The sequence below is a fragment of the Bacillus sp. FSL W7-1034 genome (assembly GCF_038593365.1).
GTDB lineage: Bacteria > Bacillota > Bacilli > Bacillales > Bacillaceae > Bacillus > Bacillus altitudinis.
In genome coordinates, this window is the sequence record NZ_CP151989.1 from 1,005,617 (window position 1) to 1,028,096 (window position 22,480).

Annotated in this window: 25 protein-coding genes; 15 read left to right on the forward strand and 10 right to left on the reverse strand. The window is 40.4% G+C overall.

What is annotated here, in order from left to right; genetic code table 11:
• Nucleotides 1–44 precede the first annotated feature (44 nt).
• Together yhaM and NST73_RS05045 are read left to right on the forward strand one after the other, a co-directional pair.
• Nucleotides 45–998: a 3'-5' exoribonuclease YhaM gene (gene yhaM / locus NST73_RS05040; protein ID WP_007497151.1), complete on the forward strand. Its 954-nt coding sequence runs from the start codon at nucleotides 45–47 to the stop codon at nucleotides 996–998.
• Between the two features lie 108 nt (nucleotides 999–1,106).
• On the forward strand, nucleotides 1,107–1,337 hold the full coding sequence (locus NST73_RS05045) for a sporulation YhaL family protein (protein ID WP_017360318.1): 231 nt from the start codon (nucleotides 1,107–1,109) through the stop codon (nucleotides 1,335–1,337).
• Nucleotides 1,338–1,392: 55 nt separating this feature from the next.
• Here the strand turns inward: NST73_RS05045 and NST73_RS05050 are convergent, their stop codons facing one another.
• A complete protein-coding gene (locus NST73_RS05050) occupies nucleotides 1,393–2,268 on the reverse strand; it encodes a peptidylprolyl isomerase (protein ID WP_024719991.1) in 876 nt (291 codons plus the stop codon).
• A 161-nt stretch (nucleotides 2,269–2,429) separates the two neighbouring features.
• Here NST73_RS05050 and NST73_RS05055 point away from each other — a divergent pair, with 161 nt between their 5' ends.
• Together NST73_RS05055 and NST73_RS05060 are read left to right on the forward strand one after the other, a co-directional pair.
• Complete coding sequence (locus NST73_RS05055; protein WP_008361129.1) at nucleotides 2,430–2,516, forward strand: YjcZ family sporulation protein; 87 nt, start codon at nucleotides 2,430–2,432, stop codon at nucleotides 2,514–2,516.
• Between the two features lie 145 nt (nucleotides 2,517–2,661).
• Complete coding sequence (locus NST73_RS05060) at nucleotides 2,662–2,751, forward strand: YjcZ family sporulation protein (RefSeq protein WP_034647786.1); 90 nt, start codon at nucleotides 2,662–2,664, stop codon at nucleotides 2,749–2,751.
• 53 nt (nucleotides 2,752–2,804) lie between these two features.
• Here NST73_RS05060 and NST73_RS05065 read toward each other — a convergent pair whose 3' ends face one another.
• Nucleotides 2,805–2,990, reverse strand: a complete 186-nt coding sequence (locus NST73_RS05065; protein ID WP_072368131.1) for a hypothetical protein — start codon at nucleotides 2,988–2,990, stop codon at nucleotides 2,805–2,807.
• Between the two features lie 82 nt (nucleotides 2,991–3,072).
• Nucleotides 3,073–3,591 (reverse strand): DUF3267 domain-containing protein, encoded by a 519-nt coding sequence (locus tag NST73_RS05070; protein WP_008348895.1) that lies wholly within the window; start codon nucleotides 3,589–3,591, stop codon nucleotides 3,073–3,075.
• Nucleotides 3,592–3,825: 234 nt separating this feature from the next.
• On the opposite strand from NST73_RS05070, the gene NST73_RS05075 reads away from it, so the two are divergent.
• Nucleotides 3,826–4,170 (forward strand): YhaI family protein, encoded by a 345-nt coding sequence (locus NST73_RS05075; protein WP_007497157.1) that lies wholly within the window; start codon nucleotides 3,826–3,828, stop codon nucleotides 4,168–4,170.
• Here NST73_RS05075 and NST73_RS05080 read toward each other — a convergent pair.
• A complete protein-coding gene (locus NST73_RS05080; protein ID WP_008348891.1) occupies nucleotides 4,148–4,762 on the reverse strand; it encodes an HTH-type transcriptional regulator Hpr in 615 nt (204 codons plus the stop codon). The two genes, NST73_RS05075 and NST73_RS05080, sit on opposite strands and share 23 nt — an antisense overlap.
• Before the next feature lie 187 nt (nucleotides 4,763–4,949).
• Nucleotides 4,950–5,306: a YtxH domain-containing protein gene (locus NST73_RS05085; RefSeq protein ID WP_007497160.1), complete on the reverse strand. Its 357-nt coding sequence runs from the start codon at nucleotides 5,304–5,306 to the stop codon at nucleotides 4,950–4,952.
• Nucleotides 5,307–5,434: 128 nt separating this feature from the next.
• On the opposite strand from NST73_RS05085, the gene NST73_RS05090 reads away from it, so the two are divergent.
• Entirely contained in the window at nucleotides 5,435–5,626 is a 192-nt protein-coding gene (locus NST73_RS05090; protein WP_008348888.1) for a hypothetical protein, read from the forward strand.
• Nucleotides 5,627–5,681: 55 nt separating this feature from the next.
• Here the strand turns inward: NST73_RS05090 and NST73_RS05095 are convergent, their stop codons facing one another.
• The 3 genes from NST73_RS05095 to NST73_RS05105 form a co-directional block, all read right to left on the reverse strand.
• Nucleotides 5,682–6,200, reverse strand: a complete 519-nt coding sequence (locus tag NST73_RS05095; RefSeq protein WP_342467919.1) for a tryptophan transporter — start codon at nucleotides 6,198–6,200, stop codon at nucleotides 5,682–5,684.
• A 125-nt stretch (nucleotides 6,201–6,325) separates the two neighbouring features.
• Nucleotides 6,326–7,405 carry a 3-phosphoserine/phosphohydroxythreonine transaminase gene (serC, locus tag NST73_RS05100; protein WP_039167563.1) on the reverse strand — a complete coding sequence of 360 codons (1,080 nt, stop codon included), beginning with the start codon at nucleotides 7,403–7,405 and terminating at the stop codon, nucleotides 6,326–6,328.
• A gap of 158 nt (nucleotides 7,406–7,563) precedes the next feature.
• On the reverse strand, nucleotides 7,564–7,992 hold the full coding sequence (locus tag NST73_RS05105) for an HIT family protein (protein WP_039167561.1): 429 nt from the start codon (nucleotides 7,990–7,992) through the stop codon (nucleotides 7,564–7,566).
• Between the two features lie 487 nt (nucleotides 7,993–8,479).
• Between NST73_RS05105 and NST73_RS05110 the strand changes: the two genes are divergently transcribed.
• Genes NST73_RS05110 through NST73_RS05120 form a run of 3 tightly spaced genes read left to right on the forward strand, consistent with a single transcriptional unit; the run spans nucleotide 8,480 to nucleotide 11,187 of the window.
• Entirely contained in the window at nucleotides 8,480–9,220 is a 741-nt protein-coding gene (locus NST73_RS05110; RefSeq protein WP_008348877.1) for an ABC transporter ATP-binding protein, read from the forward strand.
• The gene (locus tag NST73_RS05115; protein ID WP_135009088.1) at nucleotides 9,213–10,433 is read left to right on the forward strand and encodes an ABC transporter permease; all 1,221 of its coding nucleotides are present in this window, start codon (nucleotides 9,213–9,215) and stop codon (nucleotides 10,431–10,433) included. The genes NST73_RS05110 and NST73_RS05115 overlap by 8 nt, the downstream gene beginning before the upstream one ends.
• 46 nt (nucleotides 10,434–10,479) lie before the next feature.
• Nucleotides 10,480–11,187: an EcsC family protein gene (locus NST73_RS05120; protein WP_024719995.1), complete on the forward strand. Its 708-nt coding sequence runs from the start codon at nucleotides 10,480–10,482 to the stop codon at nucleotides 11,185–11,187.
• A 28-nt stretch (nucleotides 11,188–11,215) separates the two neighbouring features.
• On the opposite strand, the gene NST73_RS05125 is transcribed toward NST73_RS05120, so the two are convergent.
• Together NST73_RS05125 and NST73_RS05130 are read right to left on the reverse strand one after the other, a co-directional pair.
• Entirely contained in the window at nucleotides 11,216–12,403 is a 1,188-nt protein-coding gene (locus tag NST73_RS05125) for a M20 family metallopeptidase (protein WP_144678957.1), read from the reverse strand.
• Nucleotides 12,404–12,898: 495 nt separating this feature from the next.
• Nucleotides 12,899–13,384 carry an antibiotic biosynthesis monooxygenase gene (locus NST73_RS05130; RefSeq protein ID WP_007497177.1) on the reverse strand — a complete coding sequence of 162 codons (486 nt, stop codon included), beginning with the start codon at nucleotides 13,382–13,384 and terminating at the stop codon, nucleotides 12,899–12,901.
• 127 nt (nucleotides 13,385–13,511) lie between these two features.
• On the opposite strand from NST73_RS05130, the gene NST73_RS05135 reads away from it, so the two are divergent.
• The 6 genes from NST73_RS05135 (at nucleotide 13,512) to NST73_RS05160 (ending at nucleotide 22,364) form a co-directional block, all read left to right on the forward strand.
• Entirely contained in the window at nucleotides 13,512–15,647 is a 2,136-nt protein-coding gene (locus tag NST73_RS05135) for a transglycosylase domain-containing protein (RefSeq protein WP_017360307.1), read from the forward strand.
• Between the two features lie 124 nt (nucleotides 15,648–15,771).
• A complete protein-coding gene (gene hemE, locus NST73_RS05140) occupies nucleotides 15,772–16,830 on the forward strand; it encodes a uroporphyrinogen decarboxylase (protein ID WP_025207037.1) in 1,059 nt (352 codons plus the stop codon).
• 32 nt (nucleotides 16,831–16,862) lie between these two features.
• Nucleotides 16,863–17,801 (forward strand): ferrochelatase, encoded by a 939-nt coding sequence (gene hemH / locus NST73_RS05145; protein ID WP_017366949.1) that lies wholly within the window; start codon nucleotides 16,863–16,865, stop codon nucleotides 17,799–17,801.
• A gap of 22 nt (nucleotides 17,802–17,823) precedes the next feature.
• Complete coding sequence (hemY, locus tag NST73_RS05150; protein ID WP_008348859.1) at nucleotides 17,824–19,236, forward strand: protoporphyrinogen oxidase; 1,413 nt, start codon at nucleotides 17,824–17,826, stop codon at nucleotides 19,234–19,236.
• A 175-nt stretch (nucleotides 19,237–19,411) separates the two neighbouring features.
• Entirely contained in the window at nucleotides 19,412–19,990 is a 579-nt protein-coding gene (locus NST73_RS05155; RefSeq protein ID WP_007497184.1) for a TetR/AcrR family transcriptional regulator, read from the forward strand.
• A 64-nt stretch (nucleotides 19,991–20,054) separates the two neighbouring features.
• On the forward strand, nucleotides 20,055–22,364 hold the full coding sequence (locus NST73_RS05160; RefSeq protein ID WP_342499427.1) for a YhgE/Pip domain-containing protein: 2,310 nt from the start codon (nucleotides 20,055–20,057) through the stop codon (nucleotides 22,362–22,364).
• Nucleotides 22,365–22,480 lie beyond the last annotated feature (116 nt).

The following is a 22,480-nucleotide window of genomic DNA, read 5'->3' on the forward strand; positions in this document are numbered from 1 at the left end:
TGTTATACTTATATGAGCAGAAACATGGAAGGAGCATTTATTGAATGGCTAAAGGGATCATGACCTATGACGTCGGCGAACAAGTTGACCTGCATTTATTAATTAAATCATCTACTAAAGGGATTGCGAGTAATGGCAAACCATTTTTAACGTTAATTCTTCAAGATCAAAGTGGAGATATTGAGGCGAAGCTATGGGATGCAAAGCAGAATGATGAACTCACATATGCTGCGCAAACCATTGTGAAGGTAGTAGGTGATATTCATCATTATCGCGGAAGGAATCAGCTGAAGCTTAGGAATATACGTCCTGTTGCTGAAAACGAACAAATCCGCATTGATGATTTTCTAGAAACAGCTCCTATTCCAAAGCACGATATGATGGATACCATCATGCAATATATTTTTGATATGAAAAACCCTAATATTCAGCGTGTCACAAGACATTTGCTGAAGAAATATGGACAGGAATTCGCTGATTACCCAGCAGCTACGAAAAACCATCACGAGTTTGTTTCGGGTCTTGCCTATCATGTGGTATCGATGCTTCATTTAGCGAAATCCATTGTTGATCTATACCCATCACTAGATCGAGATCTTTTATATTCAGGGATCATTCTACATGATTTAGGGAAAGTCAAAGAGCTTTCGGGTCCTGTCTCCACCACATATACAGTAGAAGGGAACTTAATTGGCCACATTTCTATTATGGTGACAGAAATTGCGAAAGCCGCAGAGGAGCTTGGCATTGATTCTGAGGAAATTCTGATTCTGCAGCATTTAGTGCTGAGTCATCATGGAAAAGGGGAGTGGGGCAGTCCTAAACCACCAATGGTGAAGGAAGCCGAAATTCTCCACTATATAGATAATTTAGATGCAAAAATGAACATGATGGATCGTGCGCTTGAGCATGTGAAGCCAGGAGAATATACAGAGCGTATTTTTGCACTAGAGAATCGTTCGTTTTATAAACCAACCTTTCACAATGAATCCTCATGATAAAACGCCCGTTTGATGCGGGCGTTTTTTTTCATAACTTGTCTTCTTTTCGCATAAGCATGTAACACAAAGGAAGAGAGATTAGTCCTGAAAAAGGAGGCGAAGACAATGTTATTTTTTCCATGGTGGGTATATGCATGTATCATTGGTATTATCTTTTGTGCCTATAAATTAATGACGACAGCCAAAGAGGAGCAAGAGATTGATCAATCCTTTATTGAAAAAGAGGGAGAAATCTTTATCGAACGAATGGAGCAGGAGAGAGAGCGTAGACGTCAAGGACAGCAAATGAAACGATCCCAGGAAACGGCGAAGCATGAGGACCATTCGATTGCATAATCAATAAGAATAAAAAAACCCCTCTACAAGTTCATGTAGAGGGGTTTTTCGTTCATTATTGGTTTGGTGTTTGTTGTGTGGTTTGCTCAGATTTTTCTTTGAATGTATTTTCAAGTTCTTTATCTTTTACTTTCACATCAGCATCTTTCACCAATTTGTTTAAGATCGTTTGAATTTCATTGTTGTCTGCTTGTTTTTGATCAAGCAGTTCTTTTTTCAAGTCTGCTTTCATGTCATCGTATTTACCGCGTTCTTCGGTCTTTTTAATGATATGGTAACCAAATTGAGATTTTACTGGTTTGCTGATTTCATTTACTTTTAGTTTGAAGGCAGCTTTACTGAAGTTCTCATCCATTTGGCCTTCTTTTGCGAACCAGCCTACGTCGCCGCCTTGTGCTGCTGAAGCAGTGTCAGTTGAATATTCAGATACAAGGTCATCCCACTTTTCGCCTTTATCTAATTTCTTTTCTACTTCATCTGCTGTTTTCTTGTCAGCAACTAAAATGTGGCTTGCACGGATTTTCCCTTTTAGGTCATCGTAATACGCTTTTACTTCTTTGTCAGTGATTTTGATGTTAGCTTTGGCAGCCTTTTGAGTCAGCAGCTCATATTTTACTTGATCTTTGATGTAATCTTTTCCGAATTCATCTTGAAGTTGTTTTAAACGATCTTCACCAAGTGTCTTTTTATATTCTTCCAATTTCTTATCAATTTCTTTATCTGATACTTTGTATTTGTCAGCAAGAACCTTTTGTTGAACAAGTAGGTTTAAAGCATCTCCACCTGCTTGTTTCTTAAGTGTTGTGTAAAGCTCTTCTTTTGTGACATCTCCTGATTTTGTGGTTGCGATCACTTCTTTGTCACCGCTACTGCATGCGCCAAGAGTTAAAACACTTACTGCTGTTACAGCTGCTAAAGCCATTTTTTTCATTCAAAAAACACTCCTAATCTTTCCAATTTATTTATCATTGCTTGTATCATAACATATTGTGACATGCTGTAAAAAGAAATGCAAATGGGAGGGCATTCGTCTAGTCAAATTTTTGCGACCAACATACACATATATTGATCACAAAAAGGAGGCTGAATTATATGGGAGCAGGATATTCTAATGGGTTTGCTTTATTGGTCGTGCTATTCATTTTGCTGATCATCGTTGGTGCAGCATATCTTTATTAATTAAATCGCTGTGACAGAAAGGAGCCGTCCTGCCATGCGTGCGGGCGGTTCTTTTTTAAAACGATGACAAGTGCCTAAACGTTTTAAAATTTTCTGCATACACTGAGCTTAGAACAGAGGAAGAACTGGCAGGAGGTGTTTTCACATGGGAGGAGAAGTCTTTGCTGGCGGTTTTGCACTAGTCGTCGTGTTATTCATCTTATTGATCATTATCGGTGCATCTTGGATTTACTAATAGATCATCATACACAAAAAGCTGCCATCAAACAGGCAGCTTTTGCTTTGATCTTAAATAGATATGGTAATTTCAACAAATGATGAGATCAGTAAGATCAGTATCGATACATTGATAAAGCGAAACACCTTATCTTGCCGTTCTTCAGGAATCTCTCTGACAAGGCATAATGTATTAGTAAGCCTGTTTATTGAATACACAATAAACGCGGCAAAGACGATGAAGTAAAATAAAACTATCGGAGATCCCCCCTCTCTATGCTATTCCCATACTACATTACCAAATTTTTTATGAAAAAGATAGAAGTTGGCTTTAAAAACCTCATGATGAGGAAGTTGGGTCAACTAAAATATCAAACTCGTCTTGGGCTTGATCAATGATGCATGATTTTGGCGCTTTTAGCAGTTTCCAAGCAAATAAAAAGTCAGGCAAACAATAGCCTGCATGAATACTTGCGATCATGATAAAATAGTGTGCGTACATTGGAAATGCCATTCCTAAAACAAAGTAAACAGGTGAGATGACACAAAACGGGCTGAGCAGTGAGAAAAGCATCACTCTCTTAGGCACGCGCTGCCAGCAATTTCGTTTAAATAACGTCATTTTTTTCTTATGTTTCATGACTGGGATCAAGTGAACCACGCGGTGGACAAGCAATGTCGCAAGTAAAAGCACGATAAAAAGCGGTGCATTGTGACTGCTGAGCCTCGTTTCAGGATGAGTCAGTTGAAAACATAAAAATGCCATAATGAAAAAAAATACAGTCAGACATATGGCTGAAATCATCATTCTCGTATAACCATAATCCTTTTCAAGATTAATGGTCTTCCAACAATTCATTTTTCATCCTTCCAATCTCAAAAAAACTAATTGAATATCTCAAGATAATTTACTCTTCCTGAGGATAAAAATCAATGGTTTTCAAGAAAAAAAATAAATTGTTACATTCATATGGAATAAAGAGAGGAAACTTTGGGTTTTTCAAGAAAAAAAGACATAAGAGGGAGGTTCGTCTCTTTCGTCAATGAGTAATTTCGGCTAAAATAGAGTGACTAAGAGAAAGAGGGAACGTACATGAGTATTGAGGAACGAATGAGCCAGCTCGAATATTATATGGAACTGTTACTGACGGCGACAGATATGAGCCGTTATCCATATTATGCGCTATTGATCCGGCAGCGTGTATCGAAAGAAGAGGCAAAGGACATTGAGCGTATTTGTGCTGAGCTCTCAGATGAAATGGACAAGCAAAAAGCACAAGGCTACGTCATGTTCGACGATCTCCTTGCGCTGTTTGCGGGACAGTTAATTGAAAAGCTGGATGTTCATGAGACGATTTTTGCTTTGCATGATCAAGGGCTGTTTCAGCCGTTAATGAATGAATTTATAAAGATCATTAAACAATTTGATTTGCTTTAGCCGCTTTTTCCTCTGCTGAGTCTTCAAGTTCTTCAGGCTTTTTCGTGACTTTCCCACGTTCATTCAAAAAGTCCTTCTCAATGTTTGAAAACGATTTCTCAAAAATCTCCATGAAATCCTCACCATAAATGTTTCGGATAATACACATCATTTCTAAAATTTCAGGGAACTTTCCGTAAATGTCATGAAGCGGCTGTGCGCCTTTGACAATACCAGTTCGGGCCGGGTCGTAATCTTCGAGTAGTTTATGGAATGTCTCTTCGCCTTTTGGCGTTAGTTCAATATACGTATTGCGTTTATCGTTTAACTTTTTAGAAAATTTTAAAAATCCTCTTTCCTCTAATTTTTTAGAGAAGTTAAACGCCGTTGATACATGCATGACGCCAAACTTTGCAATTTCTGATATTGAAGCTCCTTTTAATTGATACGCAATCCACAAAATATGATGTTCATTGATATTTAGGTTATACGGTTTGATCCACTGCTGCCAGTCCTTTTCAATGGATTTCCAAAGAGCTTTGCTCAATTGGGCCATTCTTTGACTGAATAAAAGTGCTTCTTTTACATCGAAAGGCTGTTCCGAATGATTCATCCATTTCACCTACTTCTCTTTTTCTTGTAATTCTATTATGCCAATAAAATAAAGATTAATAAAGCTGAAAATTCAAGAATTTTTAAAAGTCATGAAAAACATTGACAAAATAACCTTTTTTCAACAAAAAAAGTGCGGGATACGCACCCCGCACACTTTTGTAAACGAATATTTTTTTGTGAGTATATTAGTTTTGTAAGGTTTTCTCCAGTTGTTTGAGCTTTTCCTCAATTTCCTGAATTTCCTTTTGTAAGTCCTGCTGATGAGGTTTGATTTCCTCGCGCCATTGCTGAATGGATGTTTGCAATTCAGTTCCGACCTCTTTAATGACCTCAGCACTTTCTTTTGCGGTTTCAACAATCTGCTCTTTTAAAGCTTGTCCATCTCTTTTTAATCTTGTCAGCGTATCTTCGAATTTGTCATAGCCGTCTTTCATCTTTCCGCGTACATCTCTGCCAGAAGAGGGAGTCGTCAGGAGCACTGCCGCACCTCCGAGGAGACCGCCTACAAATAATCCTGTTAATAAAGAACGTCCACTAGCCATTCCAATCACCTCTAGTCAAATTTTACACATTCGCATGTTCTCTCTGAGCTGACGATCAGCTTCATTGAACTTCCATACATAGCTTGCTTTATTTTAGCATACTTTTGAAGAAAAGGGAGGGGAGAAGGTTGTCTGTCTTTCTGTTCGTTTTTACGTGTATGTGTGTGATTTTCGCAGGTGGTTCTATTCATTATGTAAGGCAGCTTGGGTATGCAGGGTCTTATCCGCCAAAACATGTATTAAGACAAAAAGCAATTGTGTGTGCGGCAGGTGCAGGGATTTCGCTCTCCATTTTGCTACTTACCCTTTTTCTTTTATAGAAGCATGAAAGCATGAAAAAAACCTCTTCATCTAATGAAGAGGTTCAGTTATTCGTTAAGCGACTTCAATCATTCTTGCGCGCTTTAATATGGACTGAGCAATCGGGAAGACAAATACCATAGCTATCGTATTGATCACAGTTGCTGGCAGGACAACACCTACAAGAAGTGCTGGTAACGCAGCCGGCAGTCCAGTAATCAGTAAAGCGGCAGATAGGAAAATCACGCCCGATACGACGGTCCCAACAGCGGTGAGTACAGCGGTCAGAACGACTTTGTTCTTGATCTTCTGGCAAGATAAGAAAAGGGCTAAGAAGATAAAGGCTGTCACCGGTTTATCAATCATATTGGGAATTTGTCCGCCTGGAAAACCTGTTGTCAAAGCGGAAATGACCCCAGTAACTAGGGCGATCACAATGACATGCTGTACCTTCGGAAAAAGGATGATGCTTAAAAACATCATGACCAGCATCATATCAGGTTTCATTCCGAAAAAGATGGGCGGGAAAATCGTATGCAAAACAGCTCCCATTGCTGCAAGCAATGACATAATCACTAATTCTTTTGTTTTCATTTCTATGCTCTCCTCTGCTAAGCTCTTAGAACTCTCCAATAATATGGCTGATCATTTATTGCAAGAGTCATGACTTTATATTTCTCGTTATTATAACAAATTTATTTCACGATAGAAAAGCCTTTTTACTCATTTTCTTGCTGGAACTTTTTCATAAAGTCCGCAAGCTTTTGGCAGTCTTCTATAGAGACGGCGTTGTAAATCGAGGCTCTGCATCCGCCAACAGAACGATGGCCGGCGAGTCCAACCATTTGTTCTTGTTTTGCTTTCTCCACAAAGGATGCAGTGAGTGCATCATCACGAAGGGTAAACGTGACATTCATATGTGAACGGCTGTCAGCACGTGCATGTCCTTTGTAAAAACCGCCGCTTTGATCAATCGTATCATACAGAAGCGCTGCTTTTTGTTCATTGCGTTTTTCTGCTGCTTCTACACCGCCCGCCTGTTTCACATGCTCCAGGACAAGGGATAGCATATAAATCGCAAAAGTCGGTGGTGTGTGATAAAGAGAATTGGCTTTGGCATGTGTTGAATACTTTAAAATTTTAGGTGTGCCGCTTTTTTCTTTCTCTAATAAACGTTTGCGCGCGATCACAATCGTGATACCAGAAGGCCCTAGGTTTTTTTGTGCCCCGGCATAAATGAAATCAAATGAAGACACGTCTATTTTTTTGCTGAGAATATCACTGGACATGTCGGCAATAAGCGGGAGTGACGTGTTCGGGAACGTTTTCCACTGAGTACCGAAAATGGTATTGTTCGATGTGATGTGCAAGTAAGCACCGTCATTTAAAACGGAAGCATCTACATCTGGAATATACGAATAGTTGTCGTCTTCACTTGAGGCAAACACTGATGTTTCACCAAACCCATTTGCTTCTGACAAGGCTTTCTCTGACCAAGCACCTGTTTGGATGAAATGAGCCGTTTCGCCTTCATGTAAGAAGTTCATCGGAATCATTGCAAATTGAAGACTTGCCCCGCCTTGTAAAAAGAGGACCTCATAATCTTCTGGAATGTCCATCAATTCTACCAAGAGTGCTTTCGCTTTATTGTGGACTTCTTCATACTCACCGCTGCGATGAGAAAGTTCCATCACAGACATCCCGGTTTGTTTAAAATCAACAAGTTCTTCCTGTGCTTTTTGAAGCACTTCTAGCGGCAGCGCCGCCGGACCAGCATTAAAATTCGTCGTTCGCTTCATCACAATCTCTCCCTATTTCTCGCGTTAATGGATCAAAAGATAAAACCATCCTATCACAAATTTGAAGCATTTGGACAAAAAATTTGAATCGTCCTAAATATCTTACGATTCAGAGGATAAGCACAGAAAAGAAGTGAAAAAAAGAAAAACCTCATCAATTAAGATGAGGTAAGGCGCGTACGGATGGCAGAAGAAATGTCTTTTAAATCCTCTGATGTATATTGATCTTGGTGAGATTTCCATACGGCACCAAAGCCGTCGCCTTTGCCATAACGTGGAATGATGTGCATATGGTAATGGAACACAGATTGCCCGGCTTTTTCACCGTTGTTGTTTAGAAGGTTTAAACCAATTGGTTCAAATTCCTGTTTGATGGCTCTAGCGATTTTTGGAATCGCTTGGAAGTAATGATTAGACACTTCTGGTGTCATGTCATAAATGTTTTCTTTATGTATTTTCGGGATTACAAGGGTATGTCCTTTTGTTACTTGGCTGATATCAAGAAAAGCCAATACATGCTCGTCTTCATATACTTTTGCACATGGAATGTCTCCATCAATGATCTTGCAAAAAATGCAGTCGCTCACGCCATGTCACTCCTCATTATTTTTCCTTTATCGTATCACAAAAAGAAGCAAAAAAGAAAACAGGACAAGCGAACTCCTTTGGTCGCTCATCCTGCTCCTGCAGAAGAAATGCTGATGCTTTCATTTGATATGCCTTTTGAATTCTCTATTTACTGAAATAAAGAATTCATATGCCTGCTATTTCTGCCGTAAACACCTCATTTGACGTTTTGGTTCGTCGTATACATATTTGTATAGGACACAAAAATCAAGAATCAGTGAAGCAAAACAGAAGCTAAGGTTTTTAGATGAAAAACCAATTTGTCATGCGGTTATTGCCTTTAACAAACACCTCATTTACGTATTGGTCATCAAGTTCATTTCTTCTACATACATTATGATGACCAGTATGCCGATGTTTTATTCATGAGTTGTCTATAGGTAAACATTTCAAATTGTCTTTCGTTTTTGGTACTATAAAGGAAAAAAGAAAGAAAGGAACGAACTGATGTCCCTTCTAACTGTAAAAGATGTAACGGGTGGATATACAAAGAATCCCGTTCTGAAAAATATTTCATTTGAATTAGAAAGAAACCAAATCGTTGGTCTCATTGGCTTAAACGGGGCGGGAAAAAGTACAACCATTCGTCATATTATTGGATTAATGAAACCTCATAAAGGGGTCATTGAGCTAAACGGACGAACCCTTCAAGAAGATCAAGAGGCGTATCGTTCACAATTTACGTTTATTCCAGAGACACCTGTCTTATATGAAGAATTAACGTTAAAAGAGCATTTAGAGCTGACAGCGATGGCTTACGGCCTTTCAAAAGAACAATTAGAAGAACGTCTGCCGTCTTTGCTGAAGGAATTCCGAATGGAGAAGCGATTGAAATGGTTCCCTGCTCATTTTTCTAAAGGGATGAAGCAAAAGGTGATGATTATGTGTGCGTTTCTTGTGGAGCCAGAGTTGTATATTATCGATGAGCCGTTTTTAGGGCTTGATCCGCTTGCGATCAACGCACTATTAGAACGTATGAATGCGGCGAAACAAAATGGCGCAAGTGTTCTGATGTCTACGCATATTTTAGCCACAGCGGAACGTTATTGTGATTCCTTTATTATTTTGCATGAAGGGGAAATTAGAGCGAAAGGAACACTGACAGAACTAAGAGAACAGTTCAACATGAGAGATGCGACACTCGATGATCTTTATTTGGAATTAACAAAGGAAGAAAGCTATGAGTAAAACAACGCAAACCATTTGGAAATCACGATTAGAAGAACACGTACAAGAAACAAGAAAATATTTAAAATATATGTTCAACGATCATCTTGTGATTGTGCTCATTTTTTTCCTTGCAGGCGGGGCGAGCTGGTACAGTAATTGGCTGAAGCATATTCCAGCTCACTTCCCATCCTATTGGGTCATGGCAGTTGTTTTCTCATTGGTACTGACTAGTTCTTACGTGCGAACGTTGATCAAAGAGGCAGATCTTGTGTTTATGCTTCCTTTGGAAGCTAAGATGGACCCTTATTTAAAACAAGCGTTTAACTTTAGCTTCATTTCTCAGTTATTTCCTTTGATTGCCGTGTCCATTATTGCACTTCCGCTATATTCGGCTGTCTCCTCAGGCGATCTGATGCTATATGTGCTCATTTTGGCGCAAATGATCTTAATAAAAGGTCTGAATACAGCGATTCAATGGAGAATCACTTATTTTCAAGGGAAACATGTCAGATGGATTGATGCAGTGATTCGTTTTCTGCTCAATACAATGTTAATGTATACCGTTTTACAAGCAGCTTATGCCATTGCCATTGTTTTTTATCTTTTATATGCTGTCTATCTCATTTATCTAACAAATGCAGTAAAAAAACAGCCCTTTCAATGGGAATTGCATATTTCTGATGAGCTAAAACGAAAACAGCGTTTTTACCGCTTGGCAAACTTATTTACGGATGTCCCTCATTTAAAGAAACAAGTGAAAAGAAGGGCGTATATGGACTGGGTCTTGCAGTTTGTCCCTTATGAACAGCGTAAAGCTTTTTCTTATATGTATGTGAGGGCGTTTTTACGTTCAAATGACTATTTTGGTCTTGTGTTTAGGTTAACGGTCGTGTTTGTGCTCATCCTCTTGTATACAGGTGCAGCAGGCTGGGTGGGGGCATTACTTGTCTTGTTTACAGTCTTTATCACAGGTGTACAGCTTGTCCCGTTAACAAAGCATTTTGCTCATCTGTCGTTACAGGCACTTTATCCTGTGTCTCAGCAAGAAAAAGATCGAAGCTTTTTTATTCTCGTACGAAATGTACTCATCATCCAGTCAATTGTACTGAGCTCCGCCGTTTTCCCAGCAGGTGGATGGAAGGGAAGCGGACTTGCTCTTCTCATTTCATTGGTATTTGTGCTTGTCCTATTCAAGCCTTACGTACAAAGCAGATTAAAAAAGATGAGATAAGCATTTTTTACAGCGTGTGTATGATGTCACCAAGGAGGGAACTGGGATGAATGCAGCTGAACGGGAACTGTATGAAGAGGCCATTTTTTTTCAAATGCGTTTTTTAAGAAAACCATCCAAGATCGAGCGGTTTTCAAAAGGCGTTCAGCAGCAAGTGAATCGCCGAATCCCTGCTCGATTTCATCAAGTCATCACAAGTGCGGTGAAAACAATGGTTGAATCCACCGTATCAGGAAGCCATTTTACTTCATTTACAGTCATTGATGAACAATTGTCTATTGTAGAGCGAAATGAGCTGGCAAAGGAAAAGGTGACATATTATCAAAAGGCCGCTGCGATTGAAGGAATTGGCACAGGTGCGGGTGGATTGTTTCTCGGAATGGCGGATTTCCCTCTCCTTTTGAGTATTAAAATGAAATGTCTATATGAGCTTGCTTGTATATATGGATTTGATTTGTCTCAAAAAGAGGAAAGGCTCTTTTTGCTTTGTATTTTTCAACTCGCCTTTTCAAGCAGTGCACACCGTCAAAAAATGATGAAACTCATTGAAGAATGGGAAACAACCCGGGAAGAAATGGATTGGTATAGCTTTCAGCAGGAATATCGAGATTATATTGACCTTGTGAAGCTGTTTCAATTAATGCCTGTGGTCGGTGCCGCTGTTGGTGGGGTGGCAAATCATCAGCTGACAGGACAGCTTGGTGAAGTCGCACGCCATGTATTTCACTTGAGAGTGTTGAAAGAATCGAAATAGAAAAGCCGCTGGTGGCAGCGGCTTTTTTTTATTCATCGTAGGAAAGGACGGCATGAGCGAGTACCTTTGCTGCGACAGGCATTGCGTTTTCGTTAATATCAAATTTCGGATGGTGATGTGGATACACATCTTGGCTGTTTTTTGGCATAGCGCCTGTGTAGAAGAAAGTACCAGGAACATGCTGAAGGTAGTAAGCAAAGTCTTCTCCGCCCATTTGGGTTTCGGCTTCTTTTACTTCTGTGACTCCTTCTGTCTGTTTGGCTATTTCTGCTATATATTCAGTTGGTGCAGGGTGATTTTTGACTGCAGGATAGCCTCTTACATATTCATAAGTATAAGAGGCATCGTGCATGTGGCAGACACCTTTCACCACCTGCTCAATTTCACGTTCAATGATATGGCGTGCACTCTCTTCAAAGGAACGTGCAGTACCTGTTAGCACGGCCGAATCTGCAATGACGTTAAAGGCATTTTCAGCGACAAATCCCCCTACAGATACCACCGCAGAATCAATCGGGTTGACTTTACGGGCCACGACCTGCTGAAGATTGGCTACAATTTGTGAACCGATGAGTACGGCATCTTTCGTCAGGTGCGGCTGTGCGCCATGTCCGCCTTTACCTTGCACTTGAATAGAGAAACGATCGGCCGCTGCCATAAAGTTCCCGCTTTTATAAAGAACAGTGCCGCATGGCTCTGAGGACCAAAGGTGGGTGCCGAAAATGACGTCAACACCGTCTAAACAGCCATCTTCAATCATTGGTTTCGCACCGCCGGGGGCATATTCTTCAGCGTGTTGATGAATGAGGACGATTTTTCCTTTTAATTGATCTCGGTGCTCATGTAAGATCTTCGCTAAGACGAGAAGTGTTGCTGTGTGGCCATCGTGACCGCATGCGTGCATGACGCCAGGTTTTGTTGAACGGTAAGGTACATCCTTTTCATCATGAATGGGAAGTGCATCAAAATCAGCTCTCAGTGCAATGGTCGGTCCAGGGGAAGCTCCTTCAATAAAAGCGAGTACACCATGTCCGCCTACATGTGTGCGTGTTGGGATATGTAATCTGTCATAATATTGAGCGATGTAAGCAGCGGTTTCCTCTTCCTGAAAAGAAAGTTCTGGATTCATATGGAGATGGCGTCTAATTTCAACCATTTCCTCATAATGTTCATCAAGACGTTCATTGATCCTTTTGTGTAAAGTGGATACTGTCATTGATCCGAAAACCTCCTTTAGGCTCTTTTACTGATTGTATGGTAATTGTTAGAATCTTTCAACAGAAGAGGATGTCGAGAATGACAGAAAAGGTCATTTTACATAAAAGTCGAAGGTTAAGTATGAAGCTTGAAAAAGGGGGAGTGGCATTGGGAAGCTGTCCAAATTGTTCAAAAGCATTTTCTTTCGTCGAAAAATTTCATTTATCGCATACGAGAATGATGCTTTGTCCAAGCTGCCGGCATCAAATCAAAGAAACGTTCGTTTCGAAGATGAGCTTTTTGATGATTTGTTTGATTCCACTGTTGGTACTACTTATTCAGATGAAAGGTGCTTCACCTATGCTCAAATGGCCAATCTTATTAGGGTGGATCTTGCTGAATTTTTATGTACTTCAGCCAATCATTCATCGGTACGAGCTTAGAGATAAGTGTTGAAAGCCCAGCAGAAGGGCTTTTTTTTATGAAAAAAAGAAGTGCGAAAAGCAGCACTTCCTTAATGGTCTATGACGGCATGATAGGATGTCAGATAGGCAGGACGAGAGAAGATGGAGCCAGTATCCTCGTGTGGCTGAAAGAATGCTTCTGACTCTTGAAAGTCTTGAAATAAGTCTTCAGATTCCCAAAGGGTCAATATCAAGTATACTTCTTCATCCTTTTTTGGTCTTAACACACGAAGCGCCTGAAAGCCGCGCTGGTGTTCTGACATGTTTGTTTTTTTCTGAAAGGTGGATTCAAAAAGTGCTCTGCTTTCGAGCTTTACAGGGATATGATTCAGCGTGACAAAGCCAGATTGGACGAGCTCACCTTTTGTATAAATCACATCATAGGCATGGGGTGCTTTAAAGACTGTCTCACCCTCCGTTTCATGAAAAAGAGCTGCTTGTTCCTTACCGACCGTATAAAGCAGATTTTCAAGATGATGTTTTTTTGCGATTTTTTGCAAAAAGTCTGCTGTTCCATATGTAATATAGAAATTCATCTAAACCGCCTCCTGCTTGATAGTATAACAAAAGAATGATATATAATTCTTTGGTAGTCAATCCATAAAACATATTATGAAGCAATACATCCCATACTATCCGTATAAAGGAATGAGGTGACCTAATTTGAAGAAAAAGAAGATAATCATTCCATTAGTCATTGCAGGAAGTACAATCGTGCTTTCATTTATTGGCTATCTGACCATTTTATTTTTAGGACATTATGTCATAGATGAGAAGAAGCTCGTTTTTCACGCTTCCTCGAAAATCATTGATCAGAATGGAAAAGAACTCACAAGCATGTATTCAGAAAATCGGGACCCTGTGTCATTAAAAGAGGTCCCAGATAAAGTGGCGAAAGCTTTTGTTGCTGTAGAGGACAAGCGCTTTTATGAGCACCACGGAATTGATGCACAATCGATTTCAAGGGCGGTTTATCGAGATATATTAGCAGGTGGAAAGGTAGAAGGCGGCAGTACCATCACCCAGCAGCTCGCCAAAAATATCTTTCTCACAAATGATAAAACGTTTCTTCGAAAAACAAAAGAAGTCATTATTGCGATCAATTTAGAAAGAGATTATTCAAAGGACAAGCTGCTTGAAATGTATTTGAATCAGCTTTACTTTGGTCATGGCGTCTATGGGATCCAAGCAGCAGCCAATTACTATTTTAGTAAAGATGTAAAAGATCTCACTGTCAGTGAAGGAGCTACACTTGCTGCCATGCCAAAGGCACCTTCAACGTATTCCCCTGTTCTACACCCAGATAAAAATAAACAAAGACGGGATACCATCCTGAATTTAATGAATGAACAAGGATATTTGTCTTCTACAGAAACAGTTGAAGCAAAAGGAAGAACACTTGGTATTCATTTAAAAAAGAAATCAGAAACCCCTTGGGTGGACAGTTATGTAGATCTCATGATTAAAGAAGCAGAATCACAGTATTCGATTTCGCATGAACAATTGCTTCAAGGCGGCTATACCATTACGGTACCAATCGATATGAATTTGCAAAAAGTTGCCTATGATGCAATGAAAAACAATCGTTATTTCCCGGGAAAAAGCGGGTCACCTGAAGGCAGCGCTGTGTTTATTGACAACGCATCTGGTGGTGTAAAAGCAGCAATAGGCGGACGAGAATATCAGGCAAGAGGCTATAACAGAGTCACAGCTGTTAGACAGCCTGGTTCTGTCTTTAAGCCGATCGCAGTATATGGTCCAGCGATGCAGGAGAAAAAATTCAGACCGTATTCACTGCTTGAGGACAAGGAAAAAAGCTATGACGGCTATTCTCCAAAGAACTACGATGGACAGTACGAGGGCAGGGTCACGATGGTAGAGGCTCTCATGAAAAGTAAAAATACATCTGCCGTATGGACGTTAAGCCAGCTTGGCATCGATACGTCTAAATCCTATCTTGAGAAAATGGGGATGGATATTTCGGATAAAGGACTTGCCATAGCGCTTGGTGGTCTAGAAAAAGGGGTTTCTCCATTGCAGATAGCTGGAGCATTTCATACATTTGCAAATGAAGGCGTTTATAAAAAGCCGTTCTTCATTCAGAAAATCACGAATGATGATGGAGAAACCGTTGAAAAAAATCGAAACAAAGAAGAACGAGTGTTTAGCGTACAAAATGCTTGGAATATGACAAGAATGCTTCAACAGGTCGTCAAAGGCGGAACCGCTCAGAGTGGATCATACGCTGGAGATTTGGCTGGTAAAACAGGGACAACTACGTATTCCGGTGTCAAAGGGGCAACGAAAGATGCTTGGTTTGCTGGCTACACGCCTAGTACAACAGGGGCAATCTGGATGGGGTATGACAAAACGGATAACAGTCATTATTTAACTGGCGGCAGTCAGTATCCAGTGCAGTTAATGAAAGATATTTTAACGACAGCCCAAATAACCAATGAAACCTTCCAAAAACCAGAGGGAATTAAAGAACTTCAATCGCCAATCCATTTAGAAGGACTGTCAGGCTTTGAAGCACGTTATGCATTTAAAATCAAAGGGCTCTTTACATTGGAGCTGTCATGGGATGAACAGGAAGACAAACGCGTTGAATATCGTATTTATGAAAAAAGAAATGGAAGCGAGACCCTGATCGATTCTGTAACAGGAACTAACAGCTACACAATGCCGTATGCAAATGTGTTTTCAGATGCGCAATATAAGGTTGTTCCATACAATACTCAAACACAAGAAGAAGGCGAAGGCAGTGCTTATATCAAGCCAGAGGCTTTTGGACGTTAATATTCGGCGATTTTTTGAACATTGAGCCGCTTTAGTATACCGAGCCTTGAAAAAGCGGTATAGTAAAAGCAGTGTTTGAGCCTTATACAAAGAGAGTGTGAGGCGAAAGGTGGAATGAAAGGTAATGGGAAAAACGAAGGCTTTTAATGACACGTTCTTAAAGGCGTGCAAAGGGGAAAAAACAGACCATGTACCGGTTTGGTATATGAGACAGGCAGGACGCTCGCAGCCTGAATATCGTGCCCTTAAAGAAAAATACGGGCTATTTGAAATTACGCATCAGCCAGAGCTATGTGCTTACGTAACAAGACTTCCTGTAGAACAATATGGTGTAGATGCCGCTATTTTATATAAAGATATTATGACTCCGCTTCCAGCTATTGGAGTGGATGTTGAAATTAAAAATGGAATTGGACCAGTGATTGACTCGCCTATTCGGACAAAGGCAGATATCCAGCGTCTTGGAGAGCTTCATCCTGAAGAAGACCTGCCGTATGTGCTTGATACGATCAAGCTGTTAACAGAGGAGCAGTTGAATGTTCCGCTGATTGGTTTCGCAGGTGCACCTTTTACGATGGCAAGCTATATGATCGAAGGCGGTCCATCTAAAAATTATCATAAAACAAAGGCGCTCATGTACAGTGAGCCAGAGACATGGATGCTTTTGATGAATAAATTAGCCGATATGACGATCACATACATACGCGCTCAGGTAAAAGCAGGCGTCCGAGCATTTCAAATCTTCGACTCTTGGGTTGGCGCTTTAAATGCAGCAGATTACCGGACGTTCATTAAGCCTGTCATGCAGCGTATTTTCACAGAGCTGAAGTCTGAAAACGTACCAATGATTATGTATGGTGTCGGTGCGAGCCATCTGGCCAAAGATTGGCATGACTTGCCGCTTGATGTCGTTGGACTGGATTGGCGTATGAGTATAGACGAAGCGCGAAAAGAAGGCTTAACAAAAACGTTACAAGGAAACCTTGATCCAACGATTTTACTTTCTCCTTGGGAAGTGATTGAAGAAAGAGCAGCAGCGATTTTAGATCAAGGGATGAAATCAGATCAATTCATCTTTAACTTAGGTCACGGGGTATTTCCTGATGTCTCACCAGACACGTTAAAGAAGCTGACAGATTTTATTCACGATTATTCAGCTAAACATAAAAAGACATCCATCTAAATGATTTCAAATGATCTGAAGGAGTGTTGGTTGTGGAGAAAAAGAAAATGGGGCTACTTGTCATGGCATATGGCACCCCATATAAAGAAGAAGACATTGAACGTTACTATACACATATCCGTAGAGGCAGAAAGCCAGAGCCGGAGATGCTGCAAGATTTAAAGGACCGCTACAAGGCAATTGGCGGCATTTCTCCTTTATCAAAAATTACAGAACAGCAGGCAAATGGTTTGTGTGAACATTTGAATGAGATCCAAGACGAGATTGAATTTCATGTATACATTGGGTTAAAACATATTGAGCCTTTCATTGAAGATGCAGTCGCTGACATGCACCGAGATGGCATCACAGAAGCGGTGAGTATTGTCCTTGCACCGCACTTCTCCACATTTAGTGTGAAATCGTATAACAAACGTGCACAAGATGAAGCAGAAAAGCTTGGCCATCTGAACATTACTTCTGTTGAAAGCTGGTACGATGAACCGAAGTTTGTGGACTATTGGGTGAAACAAGTGAAAGAGACGTATGCATCCATGAGTCAGGAAGAAAGAGATTCAGCAGTGCTGATTGTGTCTGCACATAGTCTTCCTGAAAAAATTATTGCAGCAGGGGACCCATACCCTGATCAGCTTGCACAATCTGCAAAAATGATTGCTGAAGGTGCAGGAATTGAGCATTATGAAATTGGCTGGCAAAGTGAAGGCAATACGCCTGATCCATGGCTTGGACCAGACGTACAGGATCTCACGCGTGACCTATTTGAGCAAAAAGGCTATAAAACATTTGTATACGTGCCTGTTGGATTTGTCGCTGATCACCTTGAAGTGTTATACGACAATGATTATGAATGTAAAGTCGTCACGGATGAAATTGGTGCAGCCTACTATCGTCCAGAAATGCCAAATGCGAAACCAGCATTTATTGATGCACTGGCAGCAGTCGTATTAAAGAAGCTTAATGAAAGCAAGTAATCATATAAAAGAAGGCGATCCTATGCATGACAATCAAAAACACCTTGTCATCATTGGCGGTGGCATCACGGGTTTGGCCGCCGCCTTCTATTTGGAAAAGGAAATTGAAGAAAAAGGCCTTCCTATCCAAATATCTCTTATTGAAGCGAGTCCTAGGCTAGGTGGAAAAATTCAAACATTATATAAAGACGGTTATATCATTGAACGTGGACCCGATTCATTTTTAGAAAGAAAGGTTAGTGGACCCCAGCTGGCAAAAGATGTTGGCCTATCTGATCAGCTCGTCAATAATGAAACAGGGCAAGCGTATGTATTAGTCAATGAAACCCTTCATCCGATGCCAAAGGGGGCTGTCATGGGCATTCCAACTCAAATCAGTCCTTTCATTACAACTGGGCTTTTTTCAGTTGCCGGAAAAGCACGTGCAGCGATGGATTTCGTTTTGCCAAAAAGCAAACAGACAGAAGATCAGTCTCTGGGGGAATTTTTTAGAAGACGTGTGGGTGATGAAGTGGTGGAGAATTTAATTGAACCGCTACTATCAGGCATTTATGCTGGTGACATTGATCGCCTGAGCTTAATGTCTACCTTCCCGCAGTTCTATCAAACAGAACAGAAGCATCGCAGTTTGATTCTTGGGATGAAAAAATCACAGCAGCATGCAAAAGCGCAACAAGTGACAGCGAAAAAGCAAGGACAGTTCCAGACAATCAATCAAGGGCTGCAAGCACTTGTTGAAGCGGTCGAAAGTAAACTCAAGCTGACGAAGATTTACAAAGGGACAAAAGTGACCCAGATCGAAAAAGCCGAGGGAGGCTATGGCGTTCAATTAGACAGCGGTCAAACGCTTTTTGCAGATTCTGCCATTGTGACAACTCCTCACCAATCGATCTATTCCATGTTTCCAAAAGAAGCAGGGCTTGAATACTTGCATGACATGACATCGACTTCTGTTGCAACAGTTGCACTCGGATTTAAAGAAGAGGATGTTCACAATGAATATGATGGTACTGGTTTTGTCATCTCAAGAAATAGTGATTTCTCCATTACAGCATGTACGTGGACAAATAAGAAATGGCCTCACACTGCACCTAAAGGAAAAACATTGCTCCGTGCATACGTTGGGAAAGCTGGCGATGAATCAATTGTCGAACAGTCTGATCATCAAATCGTGAGCATCGTGCTGGAGGATTTGAAGAAAATCATGGATATTAAAGCAGATCCAGAGCTGACGACAGTGACTCGCTGGAAAACAAGCATGCCGCAATATCATGTGGGTCATCAAAAACAGATTTCGACGATGCGAGAAACGTTTAAGCAATCATATCCTGGTATTTATATCACGGGTGCTGCATTTGAAGGTGTTGGGATTCCTGATTGTATTGATCAAGGGAAAGCTGCCATCTCAGAAGCTGTATCTTATCTATTTTCATAAAAAACAAACTCCCTTTTCTGTCATGGAAAGGGAGTTTTTCATGTTCGTATGTTTAGAAAAGAGTGGTGAATAATAAAATTGAACAAAGTTGTTGCATCTGAGGAAAAGGATGTGGTATATTACTTTCTGTACTTAATGACCGAAACGTTCAAATAGTCATTTTGGGAGTGAGATCATGAGTGTTGATAGGAGACAAATGATTTTAGATGGAGCAACAAAGGCATTTACCCAGTTCGGGTATAAAGCCACGACAATGGACCTTGTAGCAAAGCTTGCCAACGTTGGAAAAGGAACGATTTATACTTTTTTCAAAAACAAAGAAGAGCTGTTCGATGAAATTTTCACATCACTGTTAATGGAGATGAGGAAAATTGCAGATGAAGCAATAGATGAGAAGAATAGTTTCTCAGAAAACCTTCATTTAGCACTCTTTGCAATATTAGAATTTCGAAAAAACCACCAGCTTACAATTAAAATCTTTCAGGAAAATGCGGAGCTTGGCACATCAGCAGTGAAAGAAATGATTGAAAAAATGGAGCAGATGATCATTCGCTATATTAAAACAAAAGTAAAAGAAGCGATTGAAAAAGGCGACATTAAGCCCTGTGATCCTGAATTGACGGCATTTGTGATGGTGAAACTATATATTGCACTTATTTTTGACTGGGAAAAGCGATATGAGCCTTTAACAAAAGAAGAGGTCGCTGAATCGCTCGAGCTTTATGTACTAAAAGGACTGTCTGCAACAACATAATTTTTTTTGAGTTCAAATGACCGAATTCTTAATTTAGTCATTCATCAATGGGAGGAAAACAGCAATGAATTTAATTCGGAATCAATGGAAAGACATTGTGACGAGCAAAAAACTACTGATCCCGATTTTAGCTGTCTTATTTATTCCACTGATTTATAGTGGTGTATTTTTAAAAGCTTACTGGGATCCATATGGTACAGTTGATCAATTACCTGTAGCGGTTGTCAACTTGGATGAAGGCAGTCATTATGACGGCAAAACCCTTCAAGTGGGCGATGATTTAGTGAAGGAATTGAAGAAAAACGATAGTTTTAAATGGCATTTTGTTGATAGTGAAGAAAAGGCCATCAAGGGGTTAAATAACGAAGACTATTATCTCGTCGTCGAGATTCCGAAAGATTTCTCGAAAAATGCGAGTACAGTACTAGACAAACATCCGAAAAAATCGAATCTGAAATATTATACGAATCCAGGCGCAAACTATGCTGCGTCTCAAATTGCGAATAACGCCATTATCAAATTAAAAGATTCGGTTTCAAAGGAAGTCACAGAAAATTATGCAGAGGTCATCTTTGATAACTTCAAAACGATTGCAAAAGGATTAGATCAAGCAAGCGATGGAGCGAAGAAAATTGATTACGGAACAAAAAGCGCAAAAGACGGTAGCCAAAAGTTAAAAGACAATCTGGCGAAATTGGCAGAAGGAACGTTAACGTATAGCGAAGGTGTTCATCAGTTTGCAGGAAAAATGGGTGAACTGAACACTGGAATTCAATCTCTTGATAGCGGTCTTGGTCAGCTCTTAACAGGCTATCAAACGATTGATCAGAAATTTGGTGAACTTGGCACAGGAATTGATACATTGACCGAAGGGTTAAACACAAGCCGTGAAGGACATGAGCAGCTTTCTTCTAAAATGCCGCAATTCACAGCAGGCATTGAGCAGCTGAACAATAAAGCACAGTCATTTTCAGAAAAAATCGCTGCTGTTGAGAAAGTATTGTCTTCACCTGAATTAGCGAACCTTGAAAAGATGGCGCCTAAGATTGATCAGGTGAAAGAAGATGCAAAAACGTTCAGTACCAAACTTGCTTCTTTAAAAGAAGCATTATCTAATCGAGATGCAAAAGTAAAAAGTATTATTCAAAACAGCTCGATGACAGATGAAGAGAAAAAGGAGGCAATGGACCAGCTAGACAGTCTTCCTACAATCGAACTGCCTGATTTGTCTGGTCTTGAGCAAAGCTTAGCGGCGCTGCAGGAACTGCCTGACGCAAGTGAAGTTCAGTCTGCGGTTGCATCTGCAAAAGCACAGCTACAGCAAGTCAAGCAGCTGCCAGAGAAAACAGAACAGCTGTATACATCGACAGTCGCCATACAAAATGCGATTGATCAAATGACATCTGGTACGAATAAATTGTATCAAGGTGCACTGAAGCTTCAAACGGGCCAAGGGAAATTACAAGATGGCCTGCAAACAGCAAATGGAAAGCTTGATACAGCGAAAAGTGGTGCGGATAAACTGGCAAATGGTTCAAGCCAGCTTAGTGCAGCATTGAATAAACTAGAAAGTGGATCAGCGAGTATCCAAAGCAACTCATCTAAACTGGCTGAAGGGTCAAAATCCCTTGATAAAGGATTAGGTGACTTAAAAAGTGGAACTGGAAAGCTTTCTGATAAGCTAAAAAGCGCTGCAGATGAAACAGGAGACATTGATGCGGGGCAGGACAACTACAATATGATTGCAAGCCCAGTCAAAACAGAGAATGATACAGCGAAAAAAATTGATAACTATGGAACAGGGCTCACACCATATATTTTATCAATGGGACTCTTTGTTGGAGCTCTTATGCTGACTGTTGTATTCCCAATGAAAGATCCTGCAGGACGCCCTAGAAATGCGTTTGAATGGTTTGTCAGCAAATATAGTGTGCTTCTCTTAGTCGGTATCTTGCAGGCAGTGATTGCAAGCTCCATGCTGATCTTTGGACTTGGACTTGAAGTGGAAAGCCTCTGGCGCTTCTATCTCTTTGCGATCATCGTCAGTCTGACATTCCTAGCGATCATTCAGCTTCTTGCGACGACGATGGGGAACCCAGGACGCTTTATTGCCGTCATTATCTTGGTTCTTCAGCTTGCAGCAAGTGCGGGTACATTCCCGCTTGAGCTTGTACCAAAATTCTTCCAAGTTATTCACAGTCTGCTTCCAATGACGTATACCATCAACGGATTTAGAACGATCATTGCAAGCGGTGATAACAGTTATTTATGGCACCAAGCAGCGATTCTTGGAACAGTAGCCATCATCATGATGGCTGCAACAACAGCATACTTTGCTTGGAACATAAGAAAAATGAAACAAGAAGAAGCATAATCAAAAAAACCTTTCTCTTTCATGAGAAAGGTTTTTCTATTAGAAATTAGACATCAGGAACCCGAAGCGATATATTTTAAGAAGGATGCTGAAAAAAGGCATGCTTGGAAAGAATT

Coding starts and splice junctions, on each gene's coding strand:
- NST73_RS05110 (WP_008348877.1), top strand. CDS start 8,480: ATGTCCCTTCTAACTGTAAAAGATGTAACGGGTGGATATACAAAGAAT.
- serC (WP_039167563.1), bottom strand. CDS start 7,405: ATGAAGCGAACGACGAATTTTAATGCTGGTCCGGCGGCGCTGCCGCTA.
- NST73_RS05155 (WP_007497184.1), top strand. CDS start 19,412: ATGAGTGTTGATAGGAGACAAATGATTTTAGATGGAGCAACAAAGGCA.
- NST73_RS05095 (WP_342467919.1), bottom strand. CDS start 6,200: ATGAAAACAAAAGAATTAGTGATTATGTCATTGCTTGCAGCAATGGGA.
- NST73_RS05085 (WP_007497160.1), bottom strand. CDS start 5,306: ATGGCTAGTGGACGTTCTTTATTAACAGGATTATTTGTAGGCGGTCTC.
- hemE (WP_025207037.1), top strand. CDS start 15,772: ATGGGAAAAACGAAGGCTTTTAATGACACGTTCTTAAAGGCGTGCAAA.
- hemY (WP_008348859.1), top strand. CDS start 17,824: ATGCATGACAATCAAAAACACCTTGTCATCATTGGCGGTGGCATCACG.
- NST73_RS05050 (WP_024719991.1), bottom strand. CDS start 2,268: ATGAAAAAAATGGCTTTAGCAGCTGTAACAGCAGTAAGTGTTTTAACT.
- NST73_RS05120 (WP_024719995.1), top strand. CDS start 10,480: ATGAATGCAGCTGAACGGGAACTGTATGAAGAGGCCATTTTTTTTCAA.
- NST73_RS05130 (WP_007497177.1), bottom strand. CDS start 13,384: ATGAATTTCTATATTACATATGGAACAGCAGACTTTTTGCAAAAAATC.
- NST73_RS05060 (WP_034647786.1), top strand. CDS start 2,662: ATGGGAGGAGAAGTCTTTGCTGGCGGTTTTGCACTAGTCGTCGTGTTA.
- NST73_RS05075 (WP_007497157.1), top strand. CDS start 3,826: ATGAGTATTGAGGAACGAATGAGCCAGCTCGAATATTATATGGAACTG.
- NST73_RS05055 (WP_008361129.1), top strand. CDS start 2,430: ATGGGAGCAGGATATTCTAATGGGTTTGCTTTATTGGTCGTGCTATTC.
- NST73_RS05115 (WP_135009088.1), top strand. CDS start 9,213: ATGAGTAAAACAACGCAAACCATTTGGAAATCACGATTAGAAGAACAC.
- yhaM (WP_007497151.1), top strand. CDS start 45: ATGGCTAAAGGGATCATGACCTATGACGTCGGCGAACAAGTTGACCTG.
- NST73_RS05160 (WP_342499427.1), top strand. CDS start 20,055: ATGAATTTAATTCGGAATCAATGGAAAGACATTGTGACGAGCAAAAAA.
- NST73_RS05080 (WP_008348891.1), bottom strand. CDS start 4,762: ATGAATCATTCGGAACAGCCTTTCGATGTAAAAGAAGCACTTTTATTC.
- NST73_RS05045 (WP_017360318.1), top strand. CDS start 1,107: ATGTTATTTTTTCCATGGTGGGTATATGCATGTATCATTGGTATTATC.
- NST73_RS05125 (WP_144678957.1), bottom strand. CDS start 12,403: ATGACAGTATCCACTTTACACAAAAGGATCAATGAACGTCTTGATGAA.
- NST73_RS05070 (WP_008348895.1), bottom strand. CDS start 3,591: ATGAATTGTTGGAAGACCATTAATCTTGAAAAGGATTATGGTTATACG.